24 protein-coding genes, 1 tRNA gene and 1 pseudogene are annotated in these 26,069 nt (G+C 64.2%); 9 read left to right on the top strand and 17 right to left on the bottom strand.

Annotated elements, in window-relative coordinates:
- Positions 1–92: 92 nt before the first annotated feature.
- Together E3T27_RS06180 and E3T27_RS06175 are read left to right on the top strand one after the other, a co-directional pair.
- The gene (locus E3T27_RS06180; RefSeq protein WP_134571930.1) at positions 93–695 is read left to right on the top strand and encodes an MT-A70 family methyltransferase; all 603 of its coding nucleotides are present in this window, start codon (positions 93–95) and stop codon (positions 693–695) included.
- A gap of 3 nt (positions 696–698) precedes the next feature.
- Positions 699–902, top strand: a complete 204-nt coding sequence (locus E3T27_RS06175; RefSeq protein WP_134571929.1) for a hypothetical protein — start codon at positions 699–701, stop codon at positions 900–902.
- Between the two features lie 237 nt (positions 903–1,139).
- Here the strand turns inward: E3T27_RS06175 and E3T27_RS17165 are convergent, their stop codons facing one another.
- Positions 1,140–1,271, bottom strand: coding sequence for a hypothetical protein (locus E3T27_RS17165; RefSeq protein ID WP_277612392.1), 132 nt, complete (start codon positions 1,269–1,271; stop codon positions 1,140–1,142).
- Between E3T27_RS17165 and E3T27_RS06170 the strand changes: the two genes are divergently transcribed.
- The 4 genes and pseudogenes from E3T27_RS06170 to E3T27_RS17310 all read left to right on the top strand — a co-directional run.
- Positions 1,270–3,435 (top strand): type IV secretory system conjugative DNA transfer family protein, encoded by a 2,166-nt coding sequence (locus E3T27_RS06170; RefSeq protein WP_134571928.1) that lies wholly within the window; start codon positions 1,270–1,272, stop codon positions 3,433–3,435. The two genes, E3T27_RS17165 and E3T27_RS06170, sit on opposite strands and share 2 nt — an antisense overlap.
- A 210-nt stretch (positions 3,436–3,645) precedes the next feature.
- Complete coding sequence (locus tag E3T27_RS06165; RefSeq protein WP_166786118.1) at positions 3,646–4,497, top strand: replication-relaxation family protein; 852 nt, start codon at positions 3,646–3,648, stop codon at positions 4,495–4,497.
- A gap of 326 nt (positions 4,498–4,823) precedes the next feature.
- Positions 4,824–5,663 (top strand): hypothetical protein, encoded by an 840-nt coding sequence (locus E3T27_RS06160; protein WP_134571926.1) that lies wholly within the window; start codon positions 4,824–4,826, stop codon positions 5,661–5,663.
- A 361-nt stretch (positions 5,664–6,024) separates the two neighbouring features.
- Positions 6,025–7,293, top strand: a pseudogene (locus E3T27_RS17310) (recombinase family protein); the annotation flags it as partial.
- A 360-nt stretch (positions 7,294–7,653) separates the two neighbouring features.
- On the opposite strand, the gene E3T27_RS16500 reads toward E3T27_RS17310, so the two are convergent.
- The 6 genes from E3T27_RS16500 to E3T27_RS06125 all read right to left on the bottom strand — a co-directional run bounded on the left by E3T27_RS16500 (position 7,654) and on the right by E3T27_RS06125 (position 12,770).
- Positions 7,654–7,815, bottom strand: coding sequence for a hypothetical protein (locus E3T27_RS16500; RefSeq protein WP_166786117.1), 162 nt, complete (start codon positions 7,813–7,815; stop codon positions 7,654–7,656).
- Positions 7,816–7,945: 130 nt separating this feature from the next.
- Positions 7,946–8,020: transfer RNA gene (locus E3T27_RS06145), tRNA-Gln, on the bottom strand.
- A gap of 103 nt (positions 8,021–8,123) precedes the next feature.
- A complete protein-coding gene (gltX, locus tag E3T27_RS06140) occupies positions 8,124–9,647 on the bottom strand; it encodes a glutamate--tRNA ligase (RefSeq protein WP_134571925.1) in 1,524 nt (507 codons plus the stop codon).
- 194 nt (positions 9,648–9,841) lie between these two features.
- Positions 9,842–10,570: a fumarylacetoacetate hydrolase family protein gene (locus E3T27_RS06135; protein WP_134571924.1), complete on the bottom strand. Its 729-nt coding sequence runs from the start codon at positions 10,568–10,570 to the stop codon at positions 9,842–9,844.
- A 29-nt stretch (positions 10,571–10,599) separates the two neighbouring features.
- Positions 10,600–11,703, bottom strand: coding sequence for a branched-chain amino acid aminotransferase (locus tag E3T27_RS06130; protein WP_166786116.1), 1,104 nt, complete (start codon positions 11,701–11,703; stop codon positions 10,600–10,602).
- Positions 11,700–12,770 carry a 3-isopropylmalate dehydrogenase gene (locus E3T27_RS06125; protein ID WP_134571923.1) on the bottom strand — a complete coding sequence of 357 codons (1,071 nt, stop codon included), beginning with the start codon at positions 12,768–12,770 and terminating at the stop codon, positions 11,700–11,702. Before E3T27_RS06125 ends, E3T27_RS06130 begins: the two co-directional genes overlap by 4 nt.
- Positions 12,771–12,882: 112 nt before the next feature.
- Between E3T27_RS06125 and E3T27_RS06120 the strand changes: the two genes are divergently transcribed.
- Positions 12,883–13,134: a DUF6458 family protein gene (locus tag E3T27_RS06120; RefSeq protein ID WP_104128277.1), complete on the top strand. Its 252-nt coding sequence runs from the start codon at positions 12,883–12,885 to the stop codon at positions 13,132–13,134.
- Here the strand turns inward: E3T27_RS06120 and E3T27_RS06115 are convergent, their stop codons facing one another.
- Positions 13,135–14,622 carry an MFS transporter gene (locus E3T27_RS06115; protein WP_241992153.1) on the bottom strand — a complete coding sequence of 496 codons (1,488 nt, stop codon included), beginning with the start codon at positions 14,620–14,622 and terminating at the stop codon, positions 13,135–13,137.
- Positions 14,623–15,002: 380 nt separating this feature from the next.
- Between E3T27_RS06115 and E3T27_RS17160 the strand changes: the two genes are divergently transcribed.
- Positions 15,003–15,569 (top strand): TetR/AcrR family transcriptional regulator, encoded by a 567-nt coding sequence (locus tag E3T27_RS17160; protein ID WP_134571922.1) that lies wholly within the window; start codon positions 15,003–15,005, stop codon positions 15,567–15,569.
- 110 nt (positions 15,570–15,679) lie between these two features.
- Here the strand turns inward: E3T27_RS17160 and serA are convergent, their stop codons facing one another.
- On the bottom strand, positions 15,680–17,272 hold the full coding sequence (gene serA / locus E3T27_RS06105; RefSeq protein ID WP_104200968.1) for a phosphoglycerate dehydrogenase: 1,593 nt from the start codon (positions 17,270–17,272) through the stop codon (positions 15,680–15,682).
- An 87-nt stretch (positions 17,273–17,359) separates the two neighbouring features.
- Here serA and E3T27_RS06100 point away from each other — a divergent pair, with 87 nt between their 5' ends.
- Entirely contained in the window at positions 17,360–17,755 is a 396-nt protein-coding gene (locus E3T27_RS06100; protein ID WP_134571921.1) for a DoxX family membrane protein, read from the top strand.
- On the opposite strand, the gene E3T27_RS06095 is transcribed toward E3T27_RS06100, so the two are convergent.
- The 8 genes from E3T27_RS06095 to E3T27_RS06060 all read right to left on the bottom strand — a co-directional run bounded on the left by E3T27_RS06095 (position 17,756) and on the right by E3T27_RS06060 (position 26,025).
- Positions 17,756–18,130, bottom strand: a complete 375-nt coding sequence (locus E3T27_RS06095; RefSeq protein ID WP_134571920.1) for a bacitracin resistance protein — start codon at positions 18,128–18,130, stop codon at positions 17,756–17,758. It lies immediately after the preceding gene.
- Positions 18,127–18,651, bottom strand: coding sequence for a hypothetical protein (locus E3T27_RS06090; protein WP_134571919.1), 525 nt, complete (start codon positions 18,649–18,651; stop codon positions 18,127–18,129). The genes E3T27_RS06095 and E3T27_RS06090 overlap by 4 nt, the downstream gene beginning before the upstream one ends.
- Positions 18,652–18,867: 216 nt before the next feature.
- Positions 18,868–20,160: an alkaline phosphatase family protein gene (locus tag E3T27_RS06085; protein WP_134571918.1), complete on the bottom strand. Its 1,293-nt coding sequence runs from the start codon at positions 20,158–20,160 to the stop codon at positions 18,868–18,870.
- On the bottom strand, positions 20,157–21,803 hold the full coding sequence (locus tag E3T27_RS06080) for an alkaline phosphatase D family protein (RefSeq protein WP_104197638.1): 1,647 nt from the start codon (positions 21,801–21,803) through the stop codon (positions 20,157–20,159). The genes E3T27_RS06085 and E3T27_RS06080 overlap by 4 nt, the downstream gene beginning before the upstream one ends.
- Positions 21,804–21,866: 63 nt before the next feature.
- On the bottom strand, positions 21,867–22,514 hold the full coding sequence (locus E3T27_RS06075; RefSeq protein WP_166786114.1) for a DUF998 domain-containing protein: 648 nt from the start codon (positions 22,512–22,514) through the stop codon (positions 21,867–21,869).
- Positions 22,515–22,646: 132 nt separating this feature from the next.
- Positions 22,647–23,675 (bottom strand): ketol-acid reductoisomerase, encoded by a 1,029-nt coding sequence (gene ilvC, locus E3T27_RS06070; protein WP_134571916.1) that lies wholly within the window; start codon positions 23,673–23,675, stop codon positions 22,647–22,649.
- Between the two features lie 44 nt (positions 23,676–23,719).
- A complete protein-coding gene (gene ilvN, locus E3T27_RS06065) occupies positions 23,720–24,229 on the bottom strand; it encodes an acetolactate synthase small subunit (protein ID WP_174722183.1) in 510 nt (169 codons plus the stop codon).
- A 2-nt stretch (positions 24,230–24,231) separates the two neighbouring features.
- Positions 24,232–26,025, bottom strand: coding sequence for an acetolactate synthase large subunit (locus E3T27_RS06060; protein WP_134571915.1), 1,794 nt, complete (start codon positions 26,023–26,025; stop codon positions 24,232–24,234).
- Positions 26,026–26,069: the final 44 nt, after the last annotated feature.

Genomic DNA, 26,069 nt, shown 5'->3' with positions numbered 1-26,069 from the left:
GAAAAGCGTCGAGAGCCCATAACCATACGTCCACCCCGGCAGCACGCGCATCGCGTCCACATGAGCCCGGAATTGAAAGGAGGAACAAACCAATGAACACCAACGACACCGGCCATGAGCCGACCAAGCCCAGCAAAAAATTTGCGGTCTGTTACGCGGACCCGCCATGGGACATTCAGCAGAAAGGTGCCCGCGGGGCGGCCAAGCATTACGACCTGATGACCCTCGAACGCATCAAAAATATGCCTGTCGTCGACCTCGCGGACGACAACGCGACACTGCTGCTCTGGGTCACCAACGCCGCCCTTCCGGCCGGCCTTGAGGTCATGAAGGCCTGGGGCTTCGAGTACAAAACGAATGCCGCCTGGGATAAGTACTACATGGGACTTGGCCAGTTTTTTAGGGGCTCGCACGAACTGCTGTTGCACGGCGTACGAGGCAAGGCACCCTTCAAGTTCCACGGTCAACGCTCGACGTTGCACTTTCCACGGCAGCAGCACAGCCGGAAACCTCAAGAGATGATCCCGCTCATCGAGCGTGTCCTCGACGGCCCGTACCTGGAGCTGTTCGCCCGCGAACGGCCAAACAGCCACGGTGACTGGAGTGTCTGGGGCAACGAGATCGAGTCAGACATCACGATCCCGGGCTACCCCGTACCCAGCGACTTCACCCACACCGGAGAACAGGAGCGATGACCCATGCCCGACAAAGGACCCACCCCGAAGAACCTCGCACAACGCTTCTTCGACCTCTGCCTGTTGCTGCTCGGAGGCATTATCGCGCTCTGGGTAGCACTGCAATTCTTAGCTCAATTCTGGGGCTGGATCGCCCTGATCGCCGTGCTCGTGACCGCGATCTGGGCACTGGTCCAGGTCCTGCGAGCCAGACGGAACCGGTGGTGAGAAGCATGAGCATATTCACCTCTGATAAGTCGTTGCGGAATCGACAACAACGCTTGACATTTCGTTCCAATCAGTTCATAACCAGCCTTCCCCGCCAAGGGGTGCCAGTACGACCGCTCCCGACCGAGCGAAAAGAACATCGCCAGGAGCAAATCCGAAAGGAGGCCGAACACCATGAGTCGAACTAATCATCGATACAGAAAACGCGAAGACCGCAGAGTGTGGGTCTTCAGCGAGCTACGCGAAAGCCCCGATCAGCACCTCCTCAATGACGCGCTGATCCAGCACTCGTTTGAACAAGCACAGCTGGAGATCGAGGCACGCGAAGAGCACCAAGTCGTCGCTCGGGACGTAAAGGAGGTAGACCATGACGCCTCCTCGTAATGCGAAGATCACACCGACGTTCCTGCGGCTGCATCTGCCGTCGCCGTTGAACGCCGACAGCGTTGCCGAACTGCTCGCAAGGCTTGCCCAGCCGGATGCACCGATTCCGCTCATCCTCGAAACACGCGCGACCGATGACGGAATCTCCTATCTCCTCGGCGTTCATCCCTCCGCCGCCGAGCACCTCGTACGTCTTCTCAGGGACCTTGTGCCCGGCATCCGCAGCATGGCGACGCGGCCAAGCGATCGAGCTCCCATCGAGGCCGGCGGTCACATCAGCACCCATCCGCCTGGCCTGCCTCTCCGCGTCGACGGTGCCGAGACGACCATCCGCGCGATCTACTCCGCGTTCGGCGCTCGCCGCCCAGGCGAAACAGTTGTTGTCCAAGTGATCATCGGGCTCGGCCACGCACCACGCGCTCTGCCGACGAAAATCACCGACCCAAGCGCGTCGCTCTGGAAGTCGCTGAGCCACGGCACACAACTCGCACCTGCCGAGATGCGCTCCCGAATGAAGACGACGGCCGAGCAAGCAAACCTCGACGTGGGCATCCGGATCGGCGCAAGCGCGTCAACACCCGAGAGGCGCAAACGCCTCGTTGTTGAGCTTGTCGGCGCGATGGCGACCGCGCAAAGCCCGGGTGTCCGATTGCAGCTTGGGCGCGAAGACATCCAGAGGCTCAATGCAGCAGTCATCCCGTCACGCTGGCCGATACGTTTATCCGTTGCAGAACTTCTTCCCCTGATTGCGTGGCCTATCGGAGATCAAGAACTTCCCGGGCTCCCCGCCCACCACCCACGACTCGTACCAGTACCGGCGTCTCTCTCGACTACGGAGAACGTCTTCGCTACCGCGAACGCCCCGGGCGACTCACGTCTCGTGGGTATCCGAACGCCCGGGCGAATGCAGCACCTCGTCGTTACCGGACCGACCGGGTCTGGCAAGTCGATGGTGTTCGCCTCGCTCATTGCGCAGGACATCGCTGCGGGACGGCCACTTGTGTTGGTCGACCCAAAGCGCCAGCTCGTTGACTTCATCTCCGAGCGGGTACCCGTTGATTTGGCCGAACGAGTCGTGATTATCGACGCGGCGGATGTGAACCCTGTCGGCTTCAATCCACTCGACACTGACGGTCGCAACAAGGACGTTGTCGTCGATGGCATTCTCAGCGCTTTCAAAGCCGTCTTCGAAGATGGATGGGGGCCACGCACCGAAGACCTGATGCACGCGGGGCTCCTGTCGCTTGCCATAGCAGGTGAAGTACGCGGCGCCCCCTACACACTGCTGGATCTACCACGGTTACTGACCGACTCCCCATTCCGCCGCGAGGTGATCGGGGCCATATCCGGCGATCAAACGCTGGCCTCATTTTGGGCGGTCTTTGAAGAGCTCTCGCCGGGAGCGAGAGCGCAGATCATTGCTGCGCCGATGAACAAGCTGCGCAAGTTCGTGCTGCGCAAGAATTTGGCCGCAGTACTTGGACAGCCTCGTCCACGGTTCAGATTGCGCGATATCTTCTTGGGCGGCAAAGCCGTGTTAGTCCCCCTGAACGACTCGCTGCTCGGACCGGGCGCGGCGCAGCTTCTCGGGAGCCTCGTTGTGGCCGAGCTATGGATGGCCACTTTAGAACGGGCAGCAGAGGCCCGTCCGCTGGATCGCCCCGCCGCGATCTACATCGACGAGGTGCAACAGTTCCTGCACCTGCCGACTTCTATCGCCGATGCGTTGGCCACCTCGCGTTCGTATGGGGTGAGCTGGAATCTGGCGCACCAGTTCCGTGACCAATTACCTGCGCAGATGCGCGCAGCCTTTGATACGAATGCGCGGAACAAGGTCGTGTTCGGCCTTGGGCCGGACGATGCCCGCGACCTCGCGAGGATGGCGACCAGGTTGGTGGCCGAGGACTTCATGGCGCTGAAACCCTACGACGTGTACGCGAACGTTGTGGACGACGGCGCACCAGCAGGCTGGTTCTCGGCCCGCACCCTCGCCCCGACAGCCGCCCTGCACGACGGAGACATTGTTCGCCAAAAGAGCCGCGACCAGTGGGGCCAAGTGGAAAGACCCGACACCGTTGACACGCCCGAATTGGGCGACGCACTCAGCGAGCCCGCTCCCGTCGCGAGTCGCAAGGCGAGGCGATCATGAGAGCCGTCATTGCCCGAAACGCCTGCCTGACCACTGTTGCCACGTGTCCGGTCGCCTGTCCTGTCGCTGTTCCGCTCACGACGATGAACACCGCCAGGCAGGGGCGAAACCGTGCGGCTCAAGGGTCGAATTGGGATGGGACTCTCCCTGTTTCCAGGGATCACTTTCCCACCCGTGCGGAGGCCAACCTCAACTGGTCTGGAGGTCGTCATGATTAGCTCCTGGACTCCCTACAAGATCGAGATGTACCTTCAACTGCTCACCGTGAGAGATCTGGCATTGCTGCAGGACATTGAGCAGTTCCGACTGCTGAGCACACGCCAGATTCAACGACTGCATTTCGGCGTCGGGCACGCGACCATCTCGGCAGCGACCCGCGGCACGGTCCGAGTACTCGGGCGTCTGGAAGAACGCGGCTTCCTTGTCCGGCTAAAACGTCGCATCGGCGGCATCAAGCACGGCTCATCGGGCAACGTCTGGCAACTCTCGGCCACCGGCGAACGGCTCCTTCGTGCACTGCGAGGCGATGGAGCCAGACGGCGCTTCGTAGAACCCGGTGCGCCGTTCACCGATCACACCCTTGAGGTCGCCGACCTTGCCGTGCGGCTCCGCGAGGCGGCACGCGACAGACGCTTCGATTTACTCGAGCTCGACGCCGAACCCGAGTGCTGGCGAGGATTCACCGCCAGCCACGGCGGGCCGCTCTGGCTGAAACCGGACCTGTATGTGGTCACAGCCAACGCGGTGGTCGAGGAACATGCCTTTGTCGAAGTTGACCGGGGAACCGAGCACATGCCGGCGATCCTGCGCAAGTGCGCCGTCTACCTGCGCTATTTCCAGACCGGCAACGAGCAGCACCGGCAGGGCGTCTTCCCGGCCATCGTCTGGGTCGTGCCCAGCGAACAACGAGCGGCCAAACTCCGTACCAGCATCCGCGGCGACCCGGCCCTGACCGCCACGCTCTTCCGAGTCACCAGCACCCAGAATGCCGTCGCCATGCTGACGCCCAGAGACGGATCGAGTGACGAACAACCAGTAACCGAAAGGACGAATCACCCATGAACTACCAACCAAGCACCACCACAGCGGCGCGAACAGCGCCAGACCAATCCATCCGAGCACGACAACATATCAACGCCGCCCTCGCCGAATCCGGCGTCAAGCTGATCGATCCTGCGACGGCGCGGATCATCGCCGCTACCGTGCACGGCGGGTATGGCACTGCGCTTTGCACCTTCGCCGCAACTGGCGTCGTCCGCAAGAATGCGGCACTCGCGGAGTTGGGAGCAGTCCCATCGTCAGACCTTCCACAGACATGGCGTCAGACCTTCCACAGACATGGCGTAAGGCCTTCACCGACTTCATGACGACAGCGGGAGGCGATCGTCATGACTGATCTGTCACCTGAATCAAACCCATTCGGCAAGCACAAAGCTGAGCTGCCGGACGCCGACAAACCGAACCTCGAAACCGACAGGCCGGAGAACGGCGACGCGCTTCTTCAAACTATCGAAGGTGGGATCGATGATGCCCGCGCACGTAGTAGCGACGTCACCGAACACACGGCTCGCGCCATTGCTCGGGCGATAGCTAACGCGCTCGGCGATAACGGTCGAGCCCTCGACGAGTTCGCCCGCACCGGCTCGGGAAGCAACGCGACCCTCAACGAGGAGTACCTCGAGGTCTACAACGACCCGACCACCCCAGGTCAAGTTCGCACCTGGATCGACTGGTTCGGTACCTACCTGGTGCAACGAGAAAACACGGGCAGCGGGCGTCAGTTCATGAACGAACACCTCTCACCCAAGCTCGCCCGTCTCCTTGTCCGCACCGAGGTCACCGTCGGTGGGGAGCAGTTCACCGTGCATCTGCCCGCCAGCTACGGCGAAGCCGATATCACCGACCTCGCAGAGACACTCAAGGAGTTGTCCCTCGACGAGGATCCGGGGCTCCAAGCATTTCTATCGCTGCCGGACGTGAACGCGATGAGTGGCAACATCATGGAGAGCTTCCATGAAGCATTCGCCGGAACATACCGCAACACAGAAGCTGCCCTCCGTGCACTCAGCCCACTCGAAGAGTGGGAGAGCGACCTCGCCGAGTGGGTCATCGAACAGGGCGTCGAGCACAGAGCCCTGCAATGGAACCTTGATCCGTTAGTTCAGCGGCTCCGTGACGTTTATGACCTCGTGCAGTGGAGGGGGGTGTTCCATGCCTTCATCAAGTAGGACTCCCGCGTCGGACGGTCGTGCTCCAGGTCAGCTCGGACGACCGCGAGCTCGGCGTCGGGTACGCATCGACCCTGACCGACGAGACGTGGTAGACCACCGCAAACTGGCGCGGGCACTCCTTCGGCTCGCCCAAGCCGAATACGATGCCCAGTACGCCGTACGTCTAGGGTTCCTGACTTCGCCTCCCCCCGCCACAGAGCCCTCTGTCCGCCCCTGCTCGCCGGGCAGCGCCCATTCGGTCGCAGAAACGGGGCAGCCGGCCGAATCCCCCGAACCAGCCGCACGTGGCGGCCCTGGCGGCGCGGCGGGGTAATGCAACACCGCACACTCACACGCGCACGACAGCACGGAGGACGCCATGACAGACCATGACAACCGAGGCGATTTCTACAACAGCGTCCGACCCCCGGCACCTTCGCCCGAGGGCGGCCGAAACCCCGCCCATGGACTGGACTTCCAGGGCAAAGAGAGGGTTAATTCGGAGGACCTAAACGGAGGGACCCCGAATATGAACCCAGCAAACCCCGCAGTTGCTACGTGGCAGAACAGCAACTCGCTCGACGGCCTTGAACGTCTGTTCGAGACGCCACAAAACCCGGAAGAGGGAGACGCGGAAACGGCCGTCGCGCAGGCGGTCATCTACCTACGTGTTTCGACACCACGCCAGCTCCACACCGCCGCCGACCTTGACGAAGACGGCAACAGCATCGCCACCCAGCGCGTCGAGGCACTTCGTAAAGCTCACACACTCCAGGCAACAGTGGTGCGCGAGTTCGTCGAGCCGGGTCAGTCCGCGCAGACCATCGCGAAACGCGCCGAGTTCAAGAAGATGCTGCGCTACCTCGACGAACACCCCGAGGTGAAGTACGTCGTGATCTACATGCGCTCGCGCGTCTTCCGTAACTTCACCGATGCGGCGATCACGAAGCGCGAACTCCTCGAGAAAGGTGTGCGGCTGATGTCCGCCAAGGAGGAATTTGGCGACGGGTACATGGCGGACGCAATGGAAGCTATCACCGACATCATGAACGAAGTCCAAGTCCGAATGAACGGCGAGGACGTCAAAGTCAAGATGGCGCACAAGGTCGAGCAGGGCGGCTCCGTCGGCCGGGCCAAGCTCGGCTACCTCAACGTTCGCAAGGATTTCAGCGGACGCCTTGTCAACACCATCGACGTCGACCCGGAACGCGGCCAGCTCGTTGCGTGGGCTTTCGAGCAGTACGCCACAGGGCAGTATTCCATCAGCCAGCTCTGCGGTCTGATGGAGGAGCAGGGACTCACCACTCGGGCATCGCCGGCGCGGTCGGAACGGCCAGTCAGCAACAGCCGACTGGCCGGTGTCCTGCGCGACCCGTACTACACCGGGGTGAACCGCTACAAGGGGAAGCTCTACGTCGGGCGGCACGAGGCATTGATCTCGAAGGAGACGTTCCTGAAGGTGCAGGAGATCCTTGACCAGCGGAACCGACAGGGCGACCGCGACATCGTCCACTTCCACTACTTAAAAGGTGTCTTGTACTGCGGTGAATGCCTTCAGGCTGGTCGGCGCAGTCGCTTGCTGTACAGCCAGAACACCGGAAACGGCGGCATGTACGAGTACTTCATCTGCACGGCCAAACAGCGCCGACTCTGCTCGACACCAGCGATCCGAGTCGAGCAAGTCGAAGCACACATCGTGCAGACCGTGGCCGCCGAACGGTTCAACGCCGAGGCAATCGACGACATGACCGCACTCATCAACGAGGCAGTCCACGACCTTCTCGCCGCCGACCGGGACGTCAAGGCACAACTACGCAACCAGCTGGCCAAACTCGAAGCGCAGGAAGAGCGCCTGATCGACCTCGCCGCCAGCGGCGCCATTGCCGTGCCGAAACTCCGCGCCAAGATCGAGCAGACCACCCTCCAAAAGGAAGTCGTCAAGGAGAAGCTCGAGCTCACGACTGAACGTCTGAAGTATGGGGCCGAGAAAGCATTCGCCTACCTCGAACTACTCCGCGACCCCGGCGAGTTGTACCGCGGCGCACCCGACACAGTGCGCCGGGATCTGCTGGCCGCATTCTTCAACCGCCTCATCGTCTACGTCGAGGACGATCACATCCGCGTCGAGAGCGACCGCAACGAGGTCAACACAGCCATTCGAGAATTTCACACAATGACGACGATCGCGGACACGCAGCGTGTCCCGATCAAAACAAAAACTCCCCGCGGCCAGGCGGGGAGTTCAGTTATCGAAAAATCTTGTACTGGTTCTTTTGACCATGGTTTGAGTAAGAACCATCTGGCTGGGGTACCTGGACTCGAACCAAGAACAAATGAACCAGAATCATCCGTGTTGCCAATTACACCATACCCCAATGCCTAATCCGAAGACCGGGCCGAGTAGTAGCCTAGCCCACTCGGGCTGGAGAGGCCAAACCGGGGTGTTCCCCGGCGAGTCGAAGCCTCACCAGCCCCGCATCAGGCCGTCGTCGTCACCGTGAGGGCCCGATCCAGGCGTCCGAGGGTTTCCGCCTGACCGAGGATTTCCATCGACTCAAAGAGCGGCGGCGAGATCTTACGGCCCGACAGCGCGACGCGCAGCGGTCCGAAGGCCACGCGCGGCTTGAGGCCCAGCCCCTCGATAAGAGTTTCGGCGAGCAGCTCATGCACTCGCTCGGTGCTCCATTCCGCTGAAGGAATACTTTCGAGGGCCGTGCGAGACGCGCCGAGAATGTCGGCGGCGTTCTGCGGGAGCGAGGCGAGGGCATCCGCTTCGAGAATCAGATCGGCGCCGGAAACAAACAGAAATCCCAGCATGGCTGGCGCTTCGCCGAGGAGTGCGATGCGCTCCTGAATGAGGGGCGCTCCTTGGGCAAGCAGGGCCAGATCTGCCTCGGTCGGGGTCTCCTCGAGCACTCCGGCAGTCACCAGGTAGGGCACTAGCCGGGCGGCGAAGTCTGACGCCTCAAGCTGGCGAATGTGGTCGCCGTTGATCGACTCAGCTTTCTTCAAGTCGAAGCGGGCCGGGTTGGGGTTGACGTTCACGACGTCGAACGCGGCCGTGAACTCGTCGATCGAGAACACATCGCGGTCGTGGGTGAGTGACCAGCCGAGCAGCGCGAGGTAGTTGAGCAGTCCTTCGGGAATGAACCCGCGGTCGCGGTGCAGAAACAGGTTCGCTTCAGCGTCGCGTTTGGAGAGCTTCTTGTTCTTGTCTCCCATGACGTAGGGCAGGTGACCGAAACGGGGCACGAAGGTGGTCACGCCAATGTCGATGAGCGCGTGGTACAGCGCGATCTGACGGGGCGTCGACGAGAGCAGGTCTTCGCCGCGCAGCACATGGGTGACGCCCATGAGCGCGTCATCGACCGGGTTCACGAAGGGGTAGAGCGGATGCCCGTTGGGGCGCACCACGACAAAGTCACTGAACGAGCCGGCCGGGAACGTGATCTCGCCGCGCACGAGGTCGTCGAAGGAGAGCTCGGTGTCTGGCACGCGCAGGCGCAGCGCCGGGGACCGGCCCTCGGCACGATAGGCGGCCTTCTGCTCCGAGGTCAAGTCACGCTCGAAGTTGTCATAGCCCATTTTCGGGTCGCGGCCGAGGTCGCGGTTACGCGCCTCGATCTCTTCGCCGGTGACGAAGCTCTCGTAGATGTGACCGCTGGTTTTGAGCTGCTCGATGACTCCACGGTAGATGTCGTAGCGCTCGCTTTGACGATACGGCGCCTGGGGCCCACCGACGTCGACGCCTTCGTCCCAGTCCAACTTGAGCCAGCGCATGGCCTCGACGAGCTGCAGAAAGCTCTCTTCACTGTCGCGGGCAGCGTCGGTGTCTTCGATACGGAAGATCATTTTTCCGCCGGTGTGCCGCGCGTAGGCCCAGTTGAACATGGCGGTGCGAACCAGGCCCACGTGGGGCGTTCCGGTTGGCGAGGGGCAGAACCGCACGCGAACGTCGGTTCCGGTGGCGGTAGAAAACGGGTGTGCAGTGGTGTCAGACATTACTCATGATTCTAGTTGCGCGAGCCCTGCTGCCTCACGTCGAGCCCGGGCCCGAAAAATCGGCCCAGTTTCTCAACCGGGCCTGCGCTCAGAGGGTGAACCAGGGCGATGCAATGGCGACGAGCGCGGGCAGCCGGCCACCCAGTTCTCGTCGGCGACGGCGCGCAGGTCAACCGTTGCACCGGAGCAGAACGTCAGGCCGGGCGCACCACGGGGTTCACGAGTGCTCCGATGCCAGCGATCGACACCGTGACCGTGTCGCCGTCGACGACGGCTGCCGGCGTGTCGAGCGGTCCGGCCAGAATCACGTCGCCGGGCAGCAGCGTGAACACGCTCGAGGCGAATGCCACGAGCGCAGATACGGTCTCCTCGGTGGTCCGATCGTCGTCGCCGAGGTCGACCGCCTGAAACTCCTCATCGTTGATCAATCCGCGCAGCGGCGTGGCTGCCTCGTCGAACTCCGTCTCAATGATCGGTCCGAGCGGGAGGAACGTGTCGAAAGCCCCGGCGCGGGTGGCCGACACCTCTGTAAGGTCGGCCGCGGTGACGACCGTCGCTACGGTGTAGCCGAAAACGCGGCCGGGGGCATGCGCCACTGAGACGTTCTTGGCGATCTTGCCGATGATGATGGCGAGCTGGCCGTCGACCTCGACCCGATCGGAGGCGGAGGGCAGCACGATGGCGTCGCCGGGGCCGACGACAGCGGTGTTCGGCCGCAGCACGAATGCCTCAGAAGACACCACCGCGACGATCTTCGAGCGTGGAATCACCGGCGCGAGCAGCTTCACGTCGGCCAGGGCCACCCGATCGCCGGTCGTGTCGAAGCCGGCGAACATCGGGTCGCTCGTGAGCACGACCAGTTCGTCGTCGTCAACGATACCGAACGCGATGGCGCCCTGGTAGCTGTAGCGTGCGATCTTCACGTGTCTCGTTTCCGCTCAAAAGGTTCAGTTTAGTCGAGGCGGGTGAGCCAACCGTGACGGTCAGGCACGCGCCCATACTGAATGTCGGTGAGTTCCTGGCGCAGCGACAGGGTGACCTCGCCGGCCGGGGCATCCGCTTCACCGATGGTGAAGTCCTTGGCTTTGAGCTGGCCGATCGGGGTGACGACGGCGGCGGTTCCACAGGCGAAAACCTCGGTGATGGCACCGGATGCGACGCCGTCGCGCCACTCCGCCAGCGTCACCTCGCGCTCTTCCACGGTCATACCGCGGTCGCGGGCCAGCTGCATGATGCTGTCGCGGGTGACGCCCTCGAGAATGGACCCGGTCAGGCGAGGCGTGATAATCGTGTCCGTGCCGTGCACGAAGAACACGTTCATGCCGCCGAGTTCATCGACGTTCGTTCCGGTCTCCCCGTCGAGAAAGAGCACCTGGGCGCAACCATTCTCGTACGCCTCCATCTGGGGCAGCAGCGACGCGGCATAGTTACCGCCGCACTTCGCTGCGCCGGTACCACCGCGACCGGCGCGGGAATAATCGGTCGACAGCCAGATTTTCACCGGGGCCACGCCGTCGGCGAAGTAGGCACCGGCCGGGCTCGCGATCACGTAGAAACTCACTTTGTGGGCGGCGCGCACCCCGAGAAAGCTCTCGTTAGCGATCATGAACGGGCGCAGGTACAGGCTGGTCTCGGGCGCGGACGGCACCCAGTCGCCGTCAATCGCGATCATCTGCCTGACCGACTCGATGAAGTCCGGGGTCGAGAGTTCGGGCAGCGCGAGGCGCTGCGCCGAGCGTTGCAGCCGCTCGGCGTTCTTCTCGGGCCGGAAGGTCCAGATCGAGTTGTCGGCGTGCCGGTAGGCCTTGAGGCCCTCGAAGATCTCCTGGCCGTAGTGCAGCACCGACGAGGCAGGATCGAGCAGCAACGGACCGTAGGGTGTGACGCGGGCGTCGTGCCAACCGGCCTCGATCGACCAATCGATGGTGACCATGTGGTCGGTGAAGTGTTTGCCGAAGCCCGGATCGGCAAGTATCTCTTCGCGTTCGGCCTCGGCGCGCGCGTTCGTCGACGGCGTGAGGGCGAAACTCATGGGAAGGATTGTGGTCTTGCTCATTTAAGTACCTTGTCTGTCAAAAGGGTCACGATGGCATCTCCCACCTCAGCGGTGCTGCGTCGCTCCAGGGTGCTGCGCCGCCGTAGGTCGTCGGCCACCGCTACGTTCACGCGAGCCGCGGCATCCGGTAGACCGAGGTGGTCGAGCAGAAGCGCTACCGACAGGATGGCTGCGGTCGGGTCGGCGAGTTGTTGGCCGGCGATATCGGGAGCCGAGCCGTGGACCGGCTCGAACATGCTGGGAAAATGGCCCGTCGGGTTGATATTGCCGGAGGCCGCCAGGCCGATGCCGCCGCTGATTGCCGCTGCCAGGTCGGTGAGTATGTCGCCAAAGAGGTTGTCGGTGACGAGTACATCAAATCTACTCGGATTCGTGACGAAGAAAATCGTCGCCGCGTCGACGTGCAGATAATCGACCGCAACGCGGGGGTACTCGACGGCCACCTCGTTCACGATGCGCTGCCATAAGCTGCCGGCGAAGACGAGCACGTTGGTCTTGTGCACGAGGGTGAGGCGTTTACGCTCGCGGCTCTGGGCCACTTCGAAGGCGTACCGCACAACGCGTTCAACCCCGTAGGCGGTGTTCACGGAGACCTCGTTGGCGACCTCCTGGGCTGTGCCGCGGCGGATCGCGCCGCCGTTGCCGACATAGGGGCCCTCCGTGCCCTCGCGCACAACAACGAAGTCGACCACGCCGGGGGCGGCGAGCGGGCTTGTGACGCCGGGGTAGATCGTGCAGGGCCGCAGGTTGACATAGTGGTCGAGGGCAAAGCGCAGGCCGAGCAGCAGTCCGCGCTCGATATTGGCGTTTTTCAGGCGCGGGTCACCGGGAACGCCGCCGACCGCGCCGAGAAGAATGGCGTCGTGCTCCTGGATGGACGCGAGGTCGGCGTCGGTGAGCACATCACCGGTTTCGAGGAACCGCGCTGCGCCCAGGTGGAACATGCTCGTGTCAATCGTGACGTCGTCGCGGGCGGTGACAGCGCCGAGCACCTTGACGGCCTCGGCGACAACTTCCGGCCCAATCCCGTCTCCAGGAATGACAGCGAGTTTGATAGTACGAGACATGCGGCTCCGAACCGGTCAACGTTCACCTGAATTGCTTCTAGTCAAACCTTACCTTTCTCGCCGAAGTGCCTAGGCTGGAGCGAAGCGCACTACCAATTGAAAGTGGGTAATCATGAGTATCGGACTAGGAATTTTTCTGCTGGTCGTCGGCGCCATACTGGTGTGGGCCCTCGACGTGACCGTCACCGGAATCGACCTGCAGCTTGTCGGCTACATTTTGCTCGCGGCCGGCGTGCTCGTGACGATCCTCGGCATCGTGCTGATGACGCGTCGCCGCAACAGCGTGAGCACCACCCGAACCATCGCCGACCCGGCGAATGGCGAGCAGGTCACACGCCGCGAGAACTCGATCGACGACCTGTAGCTAGCGCGCCCTGCGCAGCGCGACAAGCGCGACGCCGGCCGCACCGAGCACGAGCGCAACACCGATCCAGGCGGTGAGGCCGACACCGCTGTCGAAAGCGTGCCGAGCTGAATTGAGCAGCTGCTGCGCCACCCCGGCGGGTAGCTGCCCGGCGACGGCCACGGCTCCACCAAGCGTTTCGCCGGCGGCAACCCGTTCAGCCGCACTCAGGCCTTCGGGCAGCAGCACTGCCGCGCGATACGACACGGTCAGAATGGTGCCGAGCACAGCTGTGCCGAGCACAGCTCCCAGCTCGTAGGCGGTTTCGGACACGGCGGAGGCCGCCCCCGCCTTATCGGCTGGCGCCGTGGCCACGATCAGCTCGTTCGACACGGTCTCGGCCGCTCCGATTCCGATGCCGAGCAGCACGAAAGCCACGCCGATGGAGAAAGCATCAATCTGCCCGCCACGCAACGCGATCGACGCGAACCCGGCGACCGACACCAGCAGTGCCACCGGCACCACTCGCGACGGGCGTACCCGGCGGGCGATCGGCACGATCAGCAGTCCAGCCACGATCATCGCGGCCAGGCCGGGCACCAGCACAAGGCCGGCCGAGAGCGGTGAGAGTCCGAGCACGAGTTGCAGGTGCTGCGAGATGAAGAACAGACAGCCGACGAGCGCTGTGACGCTAAGCAGGTTGACGCCGACGGCGCCGCTGAACGCGCCGCGCCGAAACAGGCCCATGTCGAGCATAGGGTTCGGCAGGCGCAACTGGCGACGCACGAACCACACGCCGAGCAATAGTCCGAGCGCAATCGGAGCGAACGTGAACCAGGTCGCCCCGTGCTCGGCGATGGTTTTGATGCCATAAACGATCGGCAGCATGGTGCCAAGCGACAGGGTGATGCTGAGAAAATCGATGCGCCCGGGGTGCGGGTCGCGCGATTCGGTCACCAGGATCGGTGCTAGCACGAACAGCGGCAGCAGCACGGGAACGGCGATCAAGAACACTGAGCCCCAGGCGAAGTGCTCGAGCAGGATGCCACCGATGACCGGACCGAGCGCGCTGCCGGCCGCGAAGCCCGTAGCCCAGATGGCGATGGCGAGGCGGCGTTGGTCACGGTCCACAAAGGTGCTTCGCAGCAGGGACAGGGTTGAGGGCATGAGCATCGCGCCGAAGAATCCGAGCGCTGCCCGGGCAATGATCAGGCCTTCGATGCTCGGGGCGAACGCCGCGAACACCGAGACCACGCCAAACCCGGCGGAGCCGATGAGCAGCAAGCGACGCCGCCCGATGCGGTCGCCCAGGCTCCCCATGGCCACGAGCAGCCCGGCGAGCACGAGCGGGTAGATATCCACCATCCAGAGCAGCTGCACACCGGTCGGCAGCGTGGCCGTAGAGATCGCCGGCAACGCAAAATTAAGCACGGTGTTGTCGATCGACACGAGCAGCACCGGCAACATCAACACGGCCAGCGCCCACCAGCGGCGACGGTCGTGCCGCACGGGCAGAGCGGATGCCGCTCCCCCGGGGGCCCCGGCGCTGGCTGTAAGAGCGGTGTCATCGGCGTCACGGGTTCGGGACGCGCTGCCCTCAACACCGCTGGCTTTAACAGCGCTGCCCTTAACACCGCTGGCTTCAACAACGCTACCCTCAACAGCACTGCCCCCAGCAGCACGAGTCTCGGCGACGCAGGCCTCGGTGGGCAGCACGGTGGGATTGGTGGGACCAGCGGGGGCAGACACGATCTCGTTCACTTTCTGGGTACTTTTTTCGAACGTTATCGGCGGAACATCACCTTTGACTGTACCGGCTAGACGGTATAGTTGTCTAGTCCGTTACTTGTGTCCAACCCACAGTCTGCGTGTTCGTTACCATGGCCCCTATGTCGAAAAATGCCCCCGCGCCGTCCGCTCCCACGCGGGATCGACTGCTCGACGCCTTTGAGGAGCTACTGGTCGAGGGCGGCGAACGGTCCGCCACACTCGACTCTGTGGCGGCGGCAGCCGCGGTGTCCAAGGGTGGCTTGCTCTATCACTTCGCCTCGAAGGACGCCCTCGTCGACGGCCTGTTGGCCCGCCTCGACGCGCTCGCGCGCGAGGACGCCGATAACATCCGCACCGCCCCGGCCGGACCCGTCGACTACCTTATTCGCACCTCGGTGCACACCGGCAGTCCGCTTGACCGCGCTTACATCGCCGGTTCCCGCCTCGCCCAAGGCCGGGATCCCCGGGCCATGCAGGTGCTCAGCGAGATTCGTCGACGCTGGCTCTCGGTCATTGAAGACGCCGTACATGACCCGGATACAGCCCAGGCGATCATGCTGATCAGCGACGGACTCTACGTCAACTCGTCGCTTGCCGCGTACGAACTCACACCACCGAGCCACACCGACGAATCCATGACGCGGCTGATCACCCTGATCGGCCGGCTCCTGCCGCGCTCCAAGTAGTCATCCAGGCCGGATACCTCCGAGCCGAACCTCGGAACAGAAAGTGGGCGCCCACCGGGCAGGCGCCCACTCGTATCCGTTCTACCGCCCCCATTCACGGGCGAAGGGCGCTATTCGGTGAGGTCGATCTCCACCATGATCTCGGCGTCGATCGCCGTTCGCACCGCGGTGAGCAGCCCGGCCGGAACCTCGGAGTCGACGGTCAGTACGCTCAGCGCCTTGCCGCCGGCCACGTGGCGGGCGATCTGCATGCCCGCGATGTTGATGTTGGCCTCGCCGAATTCGCGGCCGTAAACGGCGACGATTCCGGGGCGGTCGGCGTAGAGCATCACAATAAGGTTCTTGGCGAACGGAACCTCAACGTCGTAGCCGTTGATTTCGACGATCTTCTCGATCTGCTTGGTGCCGGTGAGGGTGCCAGAAACGGAGACCTGCGAACCGTCGGCGAGGGCGCCGCGCAGGGTGATGACGTTGCGGTACTCGGGCGATTCGGCGTCGGTGAGCAGGCGCACGGTGACACCGCGCTGCTCGGCCAACAGCGGCGCGTTGACGTAGGACACGGTTTCGCTGACCACGTTGGTGAAGATGCCCTTGAGTGCGGCGAGTTTGAGTACGCTGACGTCGTATTCGACGAGTTCACCACGCACCTCGATGTCCACGCTGGTGAGCGGGCTGTGCGCGGCCAGGCCGGAGAATACCTGGCCGAGCTTTTCGACCAGCGGGATGCCGGGGCGCACGTAGGGATCGATGACGCCGCCGGCTACGTTGACCGCGTCGGGCACGAGCTCGCCGGAAAGCGCGAGGCGTACGGACTTGGCAACGGAGACGCCTGCCTTCTCCTGGGCTTCGTCGGTCGAGGCGCCGAGGTGCGGGGTGGTGATGATGTTGTCGAGTCCGAGCAACGGAGAGCCGGTGGGCGGTTCGCTGACGAACACGTCGAGGCCGGCGCCGGCGATGGTGCCGGCGAGGAGGGCCTCGTGCAGCGCCTCTTCGTCAATGAGTCCGCCGCGGGCGACGTTCACGACGAACGCGGTCGGCTTCATCAGCTTGAGCTGGGCTGCACCGATCATGCCGGTGGTCTCGGGGGTCTTCGGCATGTGAATAGTGACGAAGTCGGACTGCGCGAGCAGCTCGTCGAGGGTGACCGGGGTCACGCCGAGCTGCTGTGCGCGCGCCGACGTGATGTACGGGTCGTATGCGATGACGTTGGTGCCGAACGCCTGCAGGCGGGCCGTGATGAGCGCGCCGATCCGGCCGAGGCCGATGATGCCGATGGTCTTTTCGTAGAGCTCGACACCGGTGTACTTGGAGCGCTTCCACTGCCCGTCGGCGAGGGCGCCGGAGGCGGCCGGAATGTGACGGGCCAGGCTCAGGATGTGCCCAACGGTCAGCTCGGCGGCCGAGATGATGTTGGAAGTGGGGGCGTTGACGACCATGACTCCGGCCGCGGTAGCGGCCTTGATGTCGACGTTGTCGAGGCCGACGCCTGCACGGGCGATGACCTTCAACAGCGGCGCGGCCTTGATGGCTTCGGCATCCATTTTGGTGGCGGACCGCACCAAGACGGCCTGCGCCGTGGCGAGCTCAGCGAACAGGGCGGAGCGATCCGTGCCGTCGACGTGGTGAATGTCAAAGTCGGGCCCGAGGGCATCGACGGTGGCGGGGGAAAGTTCTTCGGCGATCAGGACGACGGGCTTCGACACTAAAATCGGATCCTTAGATTGCATTTGTCGGTGGCGCGACAAGGGGCGCTACTCGGATTCCAACCCTACCGGCTGCACAATAGACGAATGAGCAGCGACGTAATAGACGGTCTCCAACTGGTTCTGCGCGTGCTTCTGGCTCTGGTTTTCATTGGCGCCGGGATCACTCATTTTCAGCCGGCGGTGCAGCGCACGATGGCGGCGATAATTCCGCCGCGGCTGCGGCGGAGCGGTCGGGCCAACCCGGTGAACCTGGTGTTGTTCACCGGGGTGTGCGAGATTGCTGGCGGGCTGGGATTGCTTTATCCACCGACCATGGTGGTCGCAGCCGTCGCGCTCGCGGTGTTTCTGGCGGCGGTATTTCCGGCCAATGCCTATGCTGCGCGGCACCCGAAGCGGTTTGGGCGGGTGGCGATCCCCTTGGTTCCCCGGCTCATCGCGCAGCTCATATTGATGGCCCTCATCATCGTCGCGGTGCTCTAGCTAGACGATCAATCGACCCAGGCTGAACACAGCGGCAATGTCAAGCGACACGGCGGCCACCGCACACAACCCCACGAGAAGGGTCAGGGCCTGCACTCCGAAAGCCCGGTTGCGTCCCAGCCAGTAGGCCAGGGCGTAGACCAACACCGGCAGCAGCACCGCGAAGATGAGCACGGCCCAGCCGAAGCCGCTCAGCTGGGTCGCGAGTGACTGCGCCTGAAGGTTCAGCCCGACCAGGTTGCCGACGGCTTCCCACACGTCGTAGGCATAGAACAATCCGAAGAATAGTGCAATGCTCAGCAACGCCCACCGTGGTGGTGGACGTCGACGGGTGGCGGTGGTGTCGTCCGAGACATTGCCATCTGCAACGCTCATGAGCCCGCTCCCGAACCGATAATGAAGGGCAAGGGGGCGAGCACGACGACGCCGATCAGCAGCCAGATCAGTCGGGCACGCGGTCGGCTCATGGTGAGCCAGTAGGTCGCACCGAACCACGCGAGTGGCGCGGCTACCGCCAGCCAGGCGCCGAGCGAGAACATGAATTCGGTGACCGGGTCGGTGATGGATTTTTCGATCCGCGCGACACCGATGAACCAGCCGATCGTGTACAACAGGTACATGCCGGCCAGGATGCCCATGCCGATCAGGGCAACAGAGCTCGGTGCTGAGGCGGAAGGCTGGGTGTTGTCGGGTGTCTGGGCACCGCTCGGTTCAGGGTTATCAGCCTGCGTCGTAGTGTCGGTAGCGACCTCGGAGTCCGCTGAAACCCGAGGGATGCTCCACCCTTCGGGCACACCACCAGACGCCGGCCTCGCCCGATCGGTGCTCCCGTCTTGCAGCGTTGGGTCGTCGTCACCGGCCCAGTTCAGTGCGTCGTCGTCACGTCTCGGGTTCATTTTTATAGAGTATCCGGTTGCCGCCGACGATGCCGGTTAGAGCGAGGGTGTAGTACTCCGCCCTCGGGAATAATCGGTACGAGGCCGCGACTATGGCGGGAACGTTGGGGACGGCAATGACGGCGAGACCGGGCCGACGATTTTCCATTTGGGCGCTGACGGGTCAGGGCACGAAGAAGGAGATGATCAAGGTGAGGGCATCGGGCCGGTCGCGGGCTACGCGGTGAACGCCGCGCTTCTCGCCGTGCCGTCGTAGCCGCCGGCTGGCGCCGGCAGGCCCAACAGGGCGCCGATCGTGGGCGCGACGTCCACGGTTCGGGCGGGGTCCGACAGGGTGATTTCCCGGCGAACGCGCGGGCTGCCGCCGGAAATGAAGAAGGGAATCGGTTCGGTCGTCGGATGCCCGTGGTTGCCGGGAATCGGATTGGACGCGATCGTCGGGTCGGAGAAGCGCCAGCCGGCCCGGCAGAAGGCGACGAGGTCGCCGGCCTCGGCGCCGAGGCGGAGTGCGGTCGGTTCGGACACCGAGAGCACGCCCTCATGGGCGGTCACAAGCGCGCGTATCTCGGCGAGTCCGGCGGTGCGACCGGCGACGCTGCCCACCCAGTAGAGCAGGTCGGCGCCGCCGTTTTGGCCGATGACGATCTGCTCGCGCAGCGCCGGGTGGTCACGGAGGATCAGGTCCACCGAGATGACGTTGGAGGGGATCGACCAGTCCATCGAGTGGTCGGCCAGCACCACGAGCACGCTGTTCTCCCAGAGTCCGGCCGAGACGAGGTGGTCGACGAAACGGCCGATCTGGAAGTCGCTCGAGGCGAGCGCTGCCGTGCGAGCAGCTTTGATCGAGGTACCGGTCTCGTCGGAGTGCCCAACCCGGTCAATGTCACCGAAATTGGCGAAGATCAGGTCAGGGTCGGATATCGTGACCATGGCGATGAGCGCGTCCATGGTGAACCGGTCCGGCGCGTGGTTAGTGAGGGGTACCAGCGGCGCCGGCTCCCACCGGTAGGTCGCCCGCTCACCGAAGATTCCGAACAGGTACTCCTTGCTCAGCACCGAGCCGGTGGTCAGATTTTTCTCCTGCAGCCGCTCGAGCAGGGTCGGAAAGCGCAGGTCGCTCGGTCGGTCGAGGTCGCGGACCACGGCTTCGGCCCGGTCGTAGATCGAATTCGCGGGAACGCCGGAGCGGTCGGGCCGCACGCCGGTCATCATCATCACGTGGTTGGGGATGGTTTCCATGACCGGAAGCGACCGGGCCGTCGGAAAGTTGACGCCCTGGCTGCGCAGGGCGTGCAGCCGGGGGGTGAGCTGCGCGGTGATCTCGTCTGGACGGCATCCGTCGACCACGAGCACGTAGACGCGGGTGCGGGCGGCGGGCGGCACCGCGATGCTCGGGGGCTTGGCCCACGCGGTTCCGGGAGCGGTCGAGAGCACGACGGTGGCGCTGGCGCCGACGGCGATCTTCAGGAACTGGCGGCGGTCTGCGGCGATCGAGGCGGGGCCGTTCATGCGAGGGCCGTGACCTTATGGGTGCCGGCGGCGACTTGGTAGGACACCGACCGTGAACTCGTGGACGTGGGGCTGGTGCGGTCGGAGAGCACGTACCAGTCCATCCGCACCGCCGCGGGAGTCACCTCGAGCACCGAGAAGCCGTGTGAGTCGAAGTCGAGGTATTTCACGTGCGGGTTCGCCGCCTTGAAGGCGTCTTCGACGGCGATCGAACCGCTGCGTGGCGGCACCCCGAGAATGTCGTCGAGGTTGTCGCTCGTGACCGAGGTGCAGACGAGTTCCGCGGCAACGGATGTCCCGGTGCTTGGGTAGGTGAGCGGGTCGGCGGGCACGTCGCAGGCCCAACCGGAGTGAATGTCGCCGGTGAGGAAGACGGCATCCGTGATCGCATTGTCGCGCAGATGACTGATCACGCGGCTGCGATCGGCGGTGTAGCCGTCCCACTGGTCGACGTTGTAGGGCACGCCGTCGATCGTCGTGGACCCGAGCAGGGTCTGCACTCCCCCGATCTCGGCGGTGGAGAGGGTGGAGGGGAACCGTACCGGGGCGATCATCACCGGGTTGCCGATGAGTTTCCACTGGGTGCTGGCCTGCGTCAAGCCGTCGAGCAGCCAGTTCATTTGCGCGGCGCCGGTGAGGGTGCGCTCGGGGCTGGAGATCTCCGGGCTGACGATGGTGGACGCCTGCTGGCTGCGATAGCTGCGCAGGTCGAGCATCGACACGCTCGCGAGGTCGCCGAAGCTGAAGCGGCGGTACAGCTGACCGCCCGCGTCGTACCGCACCGGCATCCACTCGGCGTACGCCTGCTTGGAGGCGGCCTTGCGCACGTTCCACGTGCCCTCGGAACCCTCCGTGTGGTTCTCGGCGCCGCCGGACCAGGCATCGTTGGCGGATTCATGGTCATCCCAGGTGACGATAAAGGGCACGACCGCGTGCAGGGCCTGCAGGTCGACATCGGTCTTATATTGGGCGTGCCGGCGGCGGTAGTGCTCGAGGGTGGTCATTTCCGTGGTTGGGTCGTGCGGACGCACGACCACATCGCGGGCCTGGTACTCGCCGACACCGTATTCGTAGAGGTAGTCACCGAGGTGAAGCACGACGTCGAGATCACCGCGGTCGGCGAGGTGGCGATAGGCGGTGAAGTAGCCGGCCTGCAGGTTCGCGCAGGACACCACCCCGAGGCGCAGCCGGTCGAGGGCCTCTCCGGCCGCCGGGGCCGTTTTCGTACGCCCGACAGGCGAGGTGACGCCGCCGGAACTGAAGCGGTACCAATAGGCCGTGCCCGCGCGCAGCCCGCTGGGGGCGACCTTGACCGTGTGGTCGCGGGCGGCCCCGGTGACGACGGTGCCCTTCGCGGCCACCCGCCGAAAGCCGGAGTCTTCGGCGAGCTCCCAGGTCACGGAGACGTCTGCGCCGAGGCCGGAGCCGGGCACGGCGGTTTTCACGGGGGTGACCCGGGTCCAGAGCAGGATGCCGTCGGGCAGCGGGTCTCCCGAGGCCACGCCGTGTGCGAAGGTCGTGCCCGGGAGGGCGCCCTTGGGGGCGGCTGCCTGGGCAGGTTCGCCGCCGACGGTCGCGGCGGCGGCACCGGCGACCACGAAGACGCCGGCGGAGAACAATTCACGTCGAGAAAGGGATGTCATCCCTCCAGCTTGCGGCGCGGGCGAGCTGACGCCACAACCGAGAGCGGGATGTTCACGCACTGTTCACGGCGGGCTCGGGGCAAGGACGCGCGCGTTCAGCCGGAGCATGCCGGCACAGACGAAGAAGACCCAGCCGAGGATGCCGAGCAGGCATATCCGCTCGGCAAGGCCCAGCAGGCCGGGGGCCACGGTCACGGTGAGCAGCAGGAACAGCAACCCCGCCATGGCGATGGCGGTGAAAATCAGGGCTGCCCGGTGGCTTTCCGGTAGTAGCGCGTTTCGGTGCAAGCTACGGGTCAGGAGCACGATCGCGGCGAAGGCCGTCAGAAAGCCGAGGGTTGCGAAGACCAGGTGCACGAGTCCCGCGGCAGTTTCGGCAACGAGCCCGGCTCCCGCCGCGGGGATATCGGTCGGAAAGAACGCGAGCACCCCCGAGCAGAGCCCGGCGACCCCGAGCAGGAGCAGGCCGATTCGGTGCAGCGCAGATACCGTGCCCAGCTGCCCGATCGCGACCAGCGCACACAGTGTGGTGGCAGCCCGGCCAAGGAAGTTGACGCTCATGACCCAGCCGAAGGGACCGACGGCGAGGTTGCTTTCGGCCTCGCTGATCGGGCTGTAGTGCGGCGGCAGCAGCTGCAGCACGACGTCGACGGCGACATAGCCGAGCACGCCGAGCATCCCCGCGGACGCGCTCACGCGTCGAAGGCCCACGGTCCCCCTTCCGGTCACGCCCCTCCCCCACCCCCCGCGAAACGGCAGTTGTCAGGTTTGAACCGCGTTCTGCAGCCCCGCAATTGCAGTTTCGCGGAGGAGAAGGGCGGGGTGGGTGGGGCGAGCGGGGATCTAGCGGGCGGCTTCGCCGTCGACGTAGTCGTCGTCGGTCGACGCGTTCCACGCGAAGAGCTTGCGCAGGCTGCGGCCGGTTGCTTCGATCGGGTGCTCTTCGCCCTTCTTGCGCAGGGCGAGGAACTCGACTCCGCCGTTGTCCTGATCGGCGATGAAGCGCTCGGCGAACGCGCCGCTCTGGATGTCGGCCAGAACGGCTTTCATGTTCTCCTTGACGCTCGGGTCGATGACGCGCGGACCCGAGACGTAGTCGCCGTATTCCGCGGTGTCGGAGACGCTCCAACGCTGCTTCGCGATGCCGCCCTCCCACATGAGGTCGACGATGAGCTTGAGCTCGTGCAGCACCTCGAAGTAGGCAACCTGCGGCTGGTAGCCGGCCTCGGTGAGAACCTCGAAGCCGTACTGGATGAGCTGAGAGGTACCACCGCAGAGCACGGCCTGCTCACCGAACAGGTCGGTTTCGGTCTCTTCGGTGAAGGTGGTCTTGATGCCGGCGGCGCGCAGGCCACCGATCGCCTTGGCGTAGCTGAGGGTGATCGGCCACGCGTTACCCGAGGCGTCCTTCTCAACGGCGACGATCACGGGAACGCCACGGCCGGCTTCGAATTCGCGGCGCACGGTGTGGCCGGGTCCCTTGGGAGCGACCATGACGACATCGACGCCGTCCGGAGCGGTGATATAGCCGAAACGGATGTTGAAGCCGTGTCCAAAGACGAGGACCTTGCCGACGGCGAGGTTCGGCAGCACGTCGTCCTTGTACAGGTGACGCTGCACCTGGTCGGGAGCGAGAATGACGATGACGTCGGCCCAGGCCGCGGCATCCGCTGTGGTCAGTACGGTGAAGCCGGCTTCTTCGGCCTTGGCCGTGCTCTTGGAGCCGGCTTTCAGGCCGATCTTGACCTCAACTCCGGAGTCGCGCAGGTTCTGCGCATGGGCGTGACCCTGCGAGCCGTAGCCGATGACGGCCACCTTCTTGCCCTGGATGATCGTCAGGTCGGCGTCTTTGTCGTAGAAAATCTCAGACAATATGTTTCTCTCCTCGTGAATTGATGGTTGGAAAACTGAAAACGTTAGTTTCTGAAGACGCGCTCGGTGATCGACTTCGATCCGCGGCCGATGGCCAGCAGACCCGACTGGGCCAGTTCCCGAATGCCGAACGGTTCGAGCACCCGCAGCAGCGCCTGGGTCTTGCCGTTGTCGCCGGTGACCTCGATCACGACGGCGTCGGTGGCCACGTCGACGACGCGGGCACGGAACAGGTTGACCGCTTCGAGCACCTGCGATCGGGTCGTGCTGTCGACCTTGACCTTGATCAGCAGGTGTTCGCGCTGCACCGACTGCGACACGTCGAGCTCGACGATCTTGATGACGTTGATGAGCTTGTTGAGCTGTTTGGTCACCTGCTCGAGCGGGACGTCGTCGACATCGACCAGGATTGTGATGCGCGACAAGCCGGGGATCTCGCTGTGGCCCACGGCGAGGCTCTCAATGTTGAACCCGCGACGCGCGAACAGGCCGGCGACGCGCGTGAGCAGGCCGGGCTTGTCCTCGACGAGCAGACTCAGAACGTGGCTCGTCACGGTTATTCGTCTCCCCAGGTTGGTGCGTGGTCTTTGGCGTATTGAACGAAACTGTTGCTGACTCCCTGCGGAACCATCGGCCAGACCATGGCGCCGGGGCTCACGATGAAGTCGATCACGACCGGGCGGTCGTTGGTGGCGAGGGCCAGTTTGATGGCGTCATCCACCTGGTCCTTGCTGGTCACCCGAATTCCGAGCGCGCCATAGGCGTCCGCCATCTTGACGAAGTCGGGAACCATGGCGGTACCGTGACCGGTGTTGAGGTCTGTGAAAGAGTGGCGTCCGTCGTAGAACAGCGACTGCCACTGGCGCACCATGCCGAGCGAGGAGTTGTTGATGATCGCGACCTTGATCGGGATCTTGTTGATCGTGCAGGTGGCGAGTTCCTGATTGGTCATCTGGAAGCAGCCGTCGCCATCGATCGACCAGACGACCCGGTCGGGTTCGGCGACCTTGGCGCCCATGGCAGCCGGAACGGAGTAGCCCATGGTGCCGGCGCCGCCGGAGTTGAGCCACGAGTTGGGGCGTTCGTACTTGATGAACTGCGCCGCCCACATCTGGTGCTGGCCGACGCCGGCCGCGTAGACCGCTTCGGGTCCGGTGAGTTCACCGATGCGCTGGATCACATACTGCGGAGCGAGCAGCCCATCGGTCGGCTCGGTGAAACCGAGCGGAAACTCCTCCTTCAGTCCGTGCAGGTAGGTCCACCACTCGGCTATGTCGGACCCGCCAGCCTGGGCGACTTCCGTCCAGGCGATGATCAGGTCGGCAATGACGTCTTTGGCGTCACCGACGATGGGTACATCGGCAAAGCGAATCTTGGAAATCTCAGCGGGGTCGACGTCAACGTGCACGATCTTCGCACTAGGGGCGAATTCGCTGATTTTCCCGGTCACCCGGTCGTCGAAGCGGGCCCCGAACGAAATGATGAGGTCGCTCTCCTGCAGCGCGAGAACGGCCGAAACCGTGCCGTGCATGCCCGGCATACCGAGGTGCTGGGGGTGCGAGTCGGGAAAGGCTCCGCGGGCCATGAGCGTGGTCACGACGGGCGCACCGGTCGCCTCGGCCAGGGCAAGCAGTTCAGCGGATGCGTGGGCGCGAATAACACCGCCGCCCACATACAGCACGGGCTTCTTCGCGGCCAGCAGCAGCTGGGCCGCGGCCTGCACCTGCTTGCCATGGGCCTTGACGATCGGCCGGTAGCCGGGCAGGTCGAGCTTGGGCGGCCAGATGAACGGCGCCAGGTTCTGCTGCGCGTCCTTGGTGATGTCCACGAGCACCGGGCCTGGACGGCCGGTAGAAGCGATGTGGTACGCCGACGCGATCGCAGCCGGAATCTCTTCGGCGCGGCGAGCGAGAAAGGAATGCTTCGTGATCGGCATGGTGATACCGATAATGTCGGCTTCCTGGAAGGCGTCCGTTCCCATCGAAGTGGAGAATACCTGGCCGGTGATCGCGAGCAACGGAACCGAGTCCATGTAGGCGTCCGCTATGGCGGTGACGAGGTTGGTGGCACCCGGGCCGCTGGTGGCAATTGCGACGCCGACGCGACCGGTGGCAGAGGCGTAGCCCTCGGCCGCGTGGCCGGCGCCCTGTTCGTGGCGTACCAGAATGTGGCGAATCTTGGTTTGCGTCATAAGCTCGTCGTACAGCGGAATGACGGCGCCGCCGGGAATGCCGAAGACGTCGGTGACGCCGAGTAGCTCGAGCGTGCGAATGATTGCACCCGAGCCGGTGAGCATTTCCGGCTCGGCAGACGCCGGAGCTGAAGGCACGGGAGTGGTTTCCGTGGTCATGGTCGTTGAGTCCCTACTTCGAATCGATGGGTTTGGGCTTACCC

The sequence above is a fragment of the Cryobacterium lyxosi genome (assembly GCF_004403345.1).
GTDB classification, from domain to species: Bacteria; Actinomycetota; Actinomycetes; order Actinomycetales; family Microbacteriaceae; genus Cryobacterium; species Cryobacterium lyxosi.
Note: the sequence above shows the minus strand (reverse complement) of the source record. Positions and strands in the feature narration are given on the sequence as shown.

Excerpts from the sequence above, each read along its gene's own strand:
- E3T27_RS06180 (WP_134571930.1), top strand. The coding sequence starts at position 93 with ATGAACACCAACGACACCGGCCATGAGCCGACCAAGCCCAGCAAAAAA.
- E3T27_RS06175 (WP_134571929.1), top strand. The coding sequence starts at position 699 with ATGCCCGACAAAGGACCCACCCCGAAGAACCTCGCACAACGCTTCTTC.
- E3T27_RS06170 (WP_134571928.1), top strand. The coding sequence starts at position 1,270 with ATGACGCCTCCTCGTAATGCGAAGATCACACCGACGTTCCTGCGGCTG.
- E3T27_RS17165 (WP_277612392.1), bottom strand. The coding sequence starts at position 1,271 with ATGGTCTACCTCCTTTACGTCCCGAGCGACGACTTGGTGCTCTTCGCG.
- E3T27_RS06165 (WP_166786118.1), top strand. The coding sequence starts at position 3,646 with ATGATTAGCTCCTGGACTCCCTACAAGATCGAGATGTACCTTCAACTG.
- E3T27_RS06160 (WP_134571926.1), top strand. The coding sequence starts at position 4,824 with ATGACTGATCTGTCACCTGAATCAAACCCATTCGGCAAGCACAAAGCT.
- gltX (WP_134571925.1), bottom strand. The coding sequence starts at position 9,647 with ATGTCTGACACCACTGCACACCCGTTTTCTACCGCCACCGGAACCGAC.
- E3T27_RS06130 (WP_166786116.1), bottom strand. The coding sequence starts at position 11,703 with ATGAGCAAGACCACAATCCTTCCCATGAGTTTCGCCCTCACGCCGTCG.
- E3T27_RS06125 (WP_134571923.1), bottom strand. The coding sequence starts at position 12,770 with ATGTCTCGTACTATCAAACTCGCTGTCATTCCTGGAGACGGGATTGGG.
- E3T27_RS06120 (WP_104128277.1), top strand. The coding sequence starts at position 12,883 with ATGAGTATCGGACTAGGAATTTTTCTGCTGGTCGTCGGCGCCATACTG.
- E3T27_RS17160 (WP_134571922.1), top strand. The coding sequence starts at position 15,003 with ATGTCGAAAAATGCCCCCGCGCCGTCCGCTCCCACGCGGGATCGACTG.
- E3T27_RS06100 (WP_134571921.1), top strand. The coding sequence starts at position 17,360 with ATGAGCAGCGACGTAATAGACGGTCTCCAACTGGTTCTGCGCGTGCTT.
- E3T27_RS06095 (WP_134571920.1), bottom strand. The coding sequence starts at position 18,130 with ATGAGCGTTGCAGATGGCAATGTCTCGGACGACACCACCGCCACCCGT.
- E3T27_RS06090 (WP_134571919.1), bottom strand. The coding sequence starts at position 18,651 with ATGAACCCGAGACGTGACGACGACGCACTGAACTGGGCCGGTGACGAC.
- E3T27_RS06085 (WP_134571918.1), bottom strand. The coding sequence starts at position 20,160 with ATGAACGGCCCCGCCTCGATCGCCGCAGACCGCCGCCAGTTCCTGAAG.
- E3T27_RS06080 (WP_104197638.1), bottom strand. The coding sequence starts at position 21,803 with ATGACATCCCTTTCTCGACGTGAATTGTTCTCCGCCGGCGTCTTCGTG.
- E3T27_RS06060 (WP_134571915.1), bottom strand. The coding sequence starts at position 26,025 with ATGACCACGGAAACCACTCCCGTGCCTTCAGCTCCGGCGTCTGCCGAG.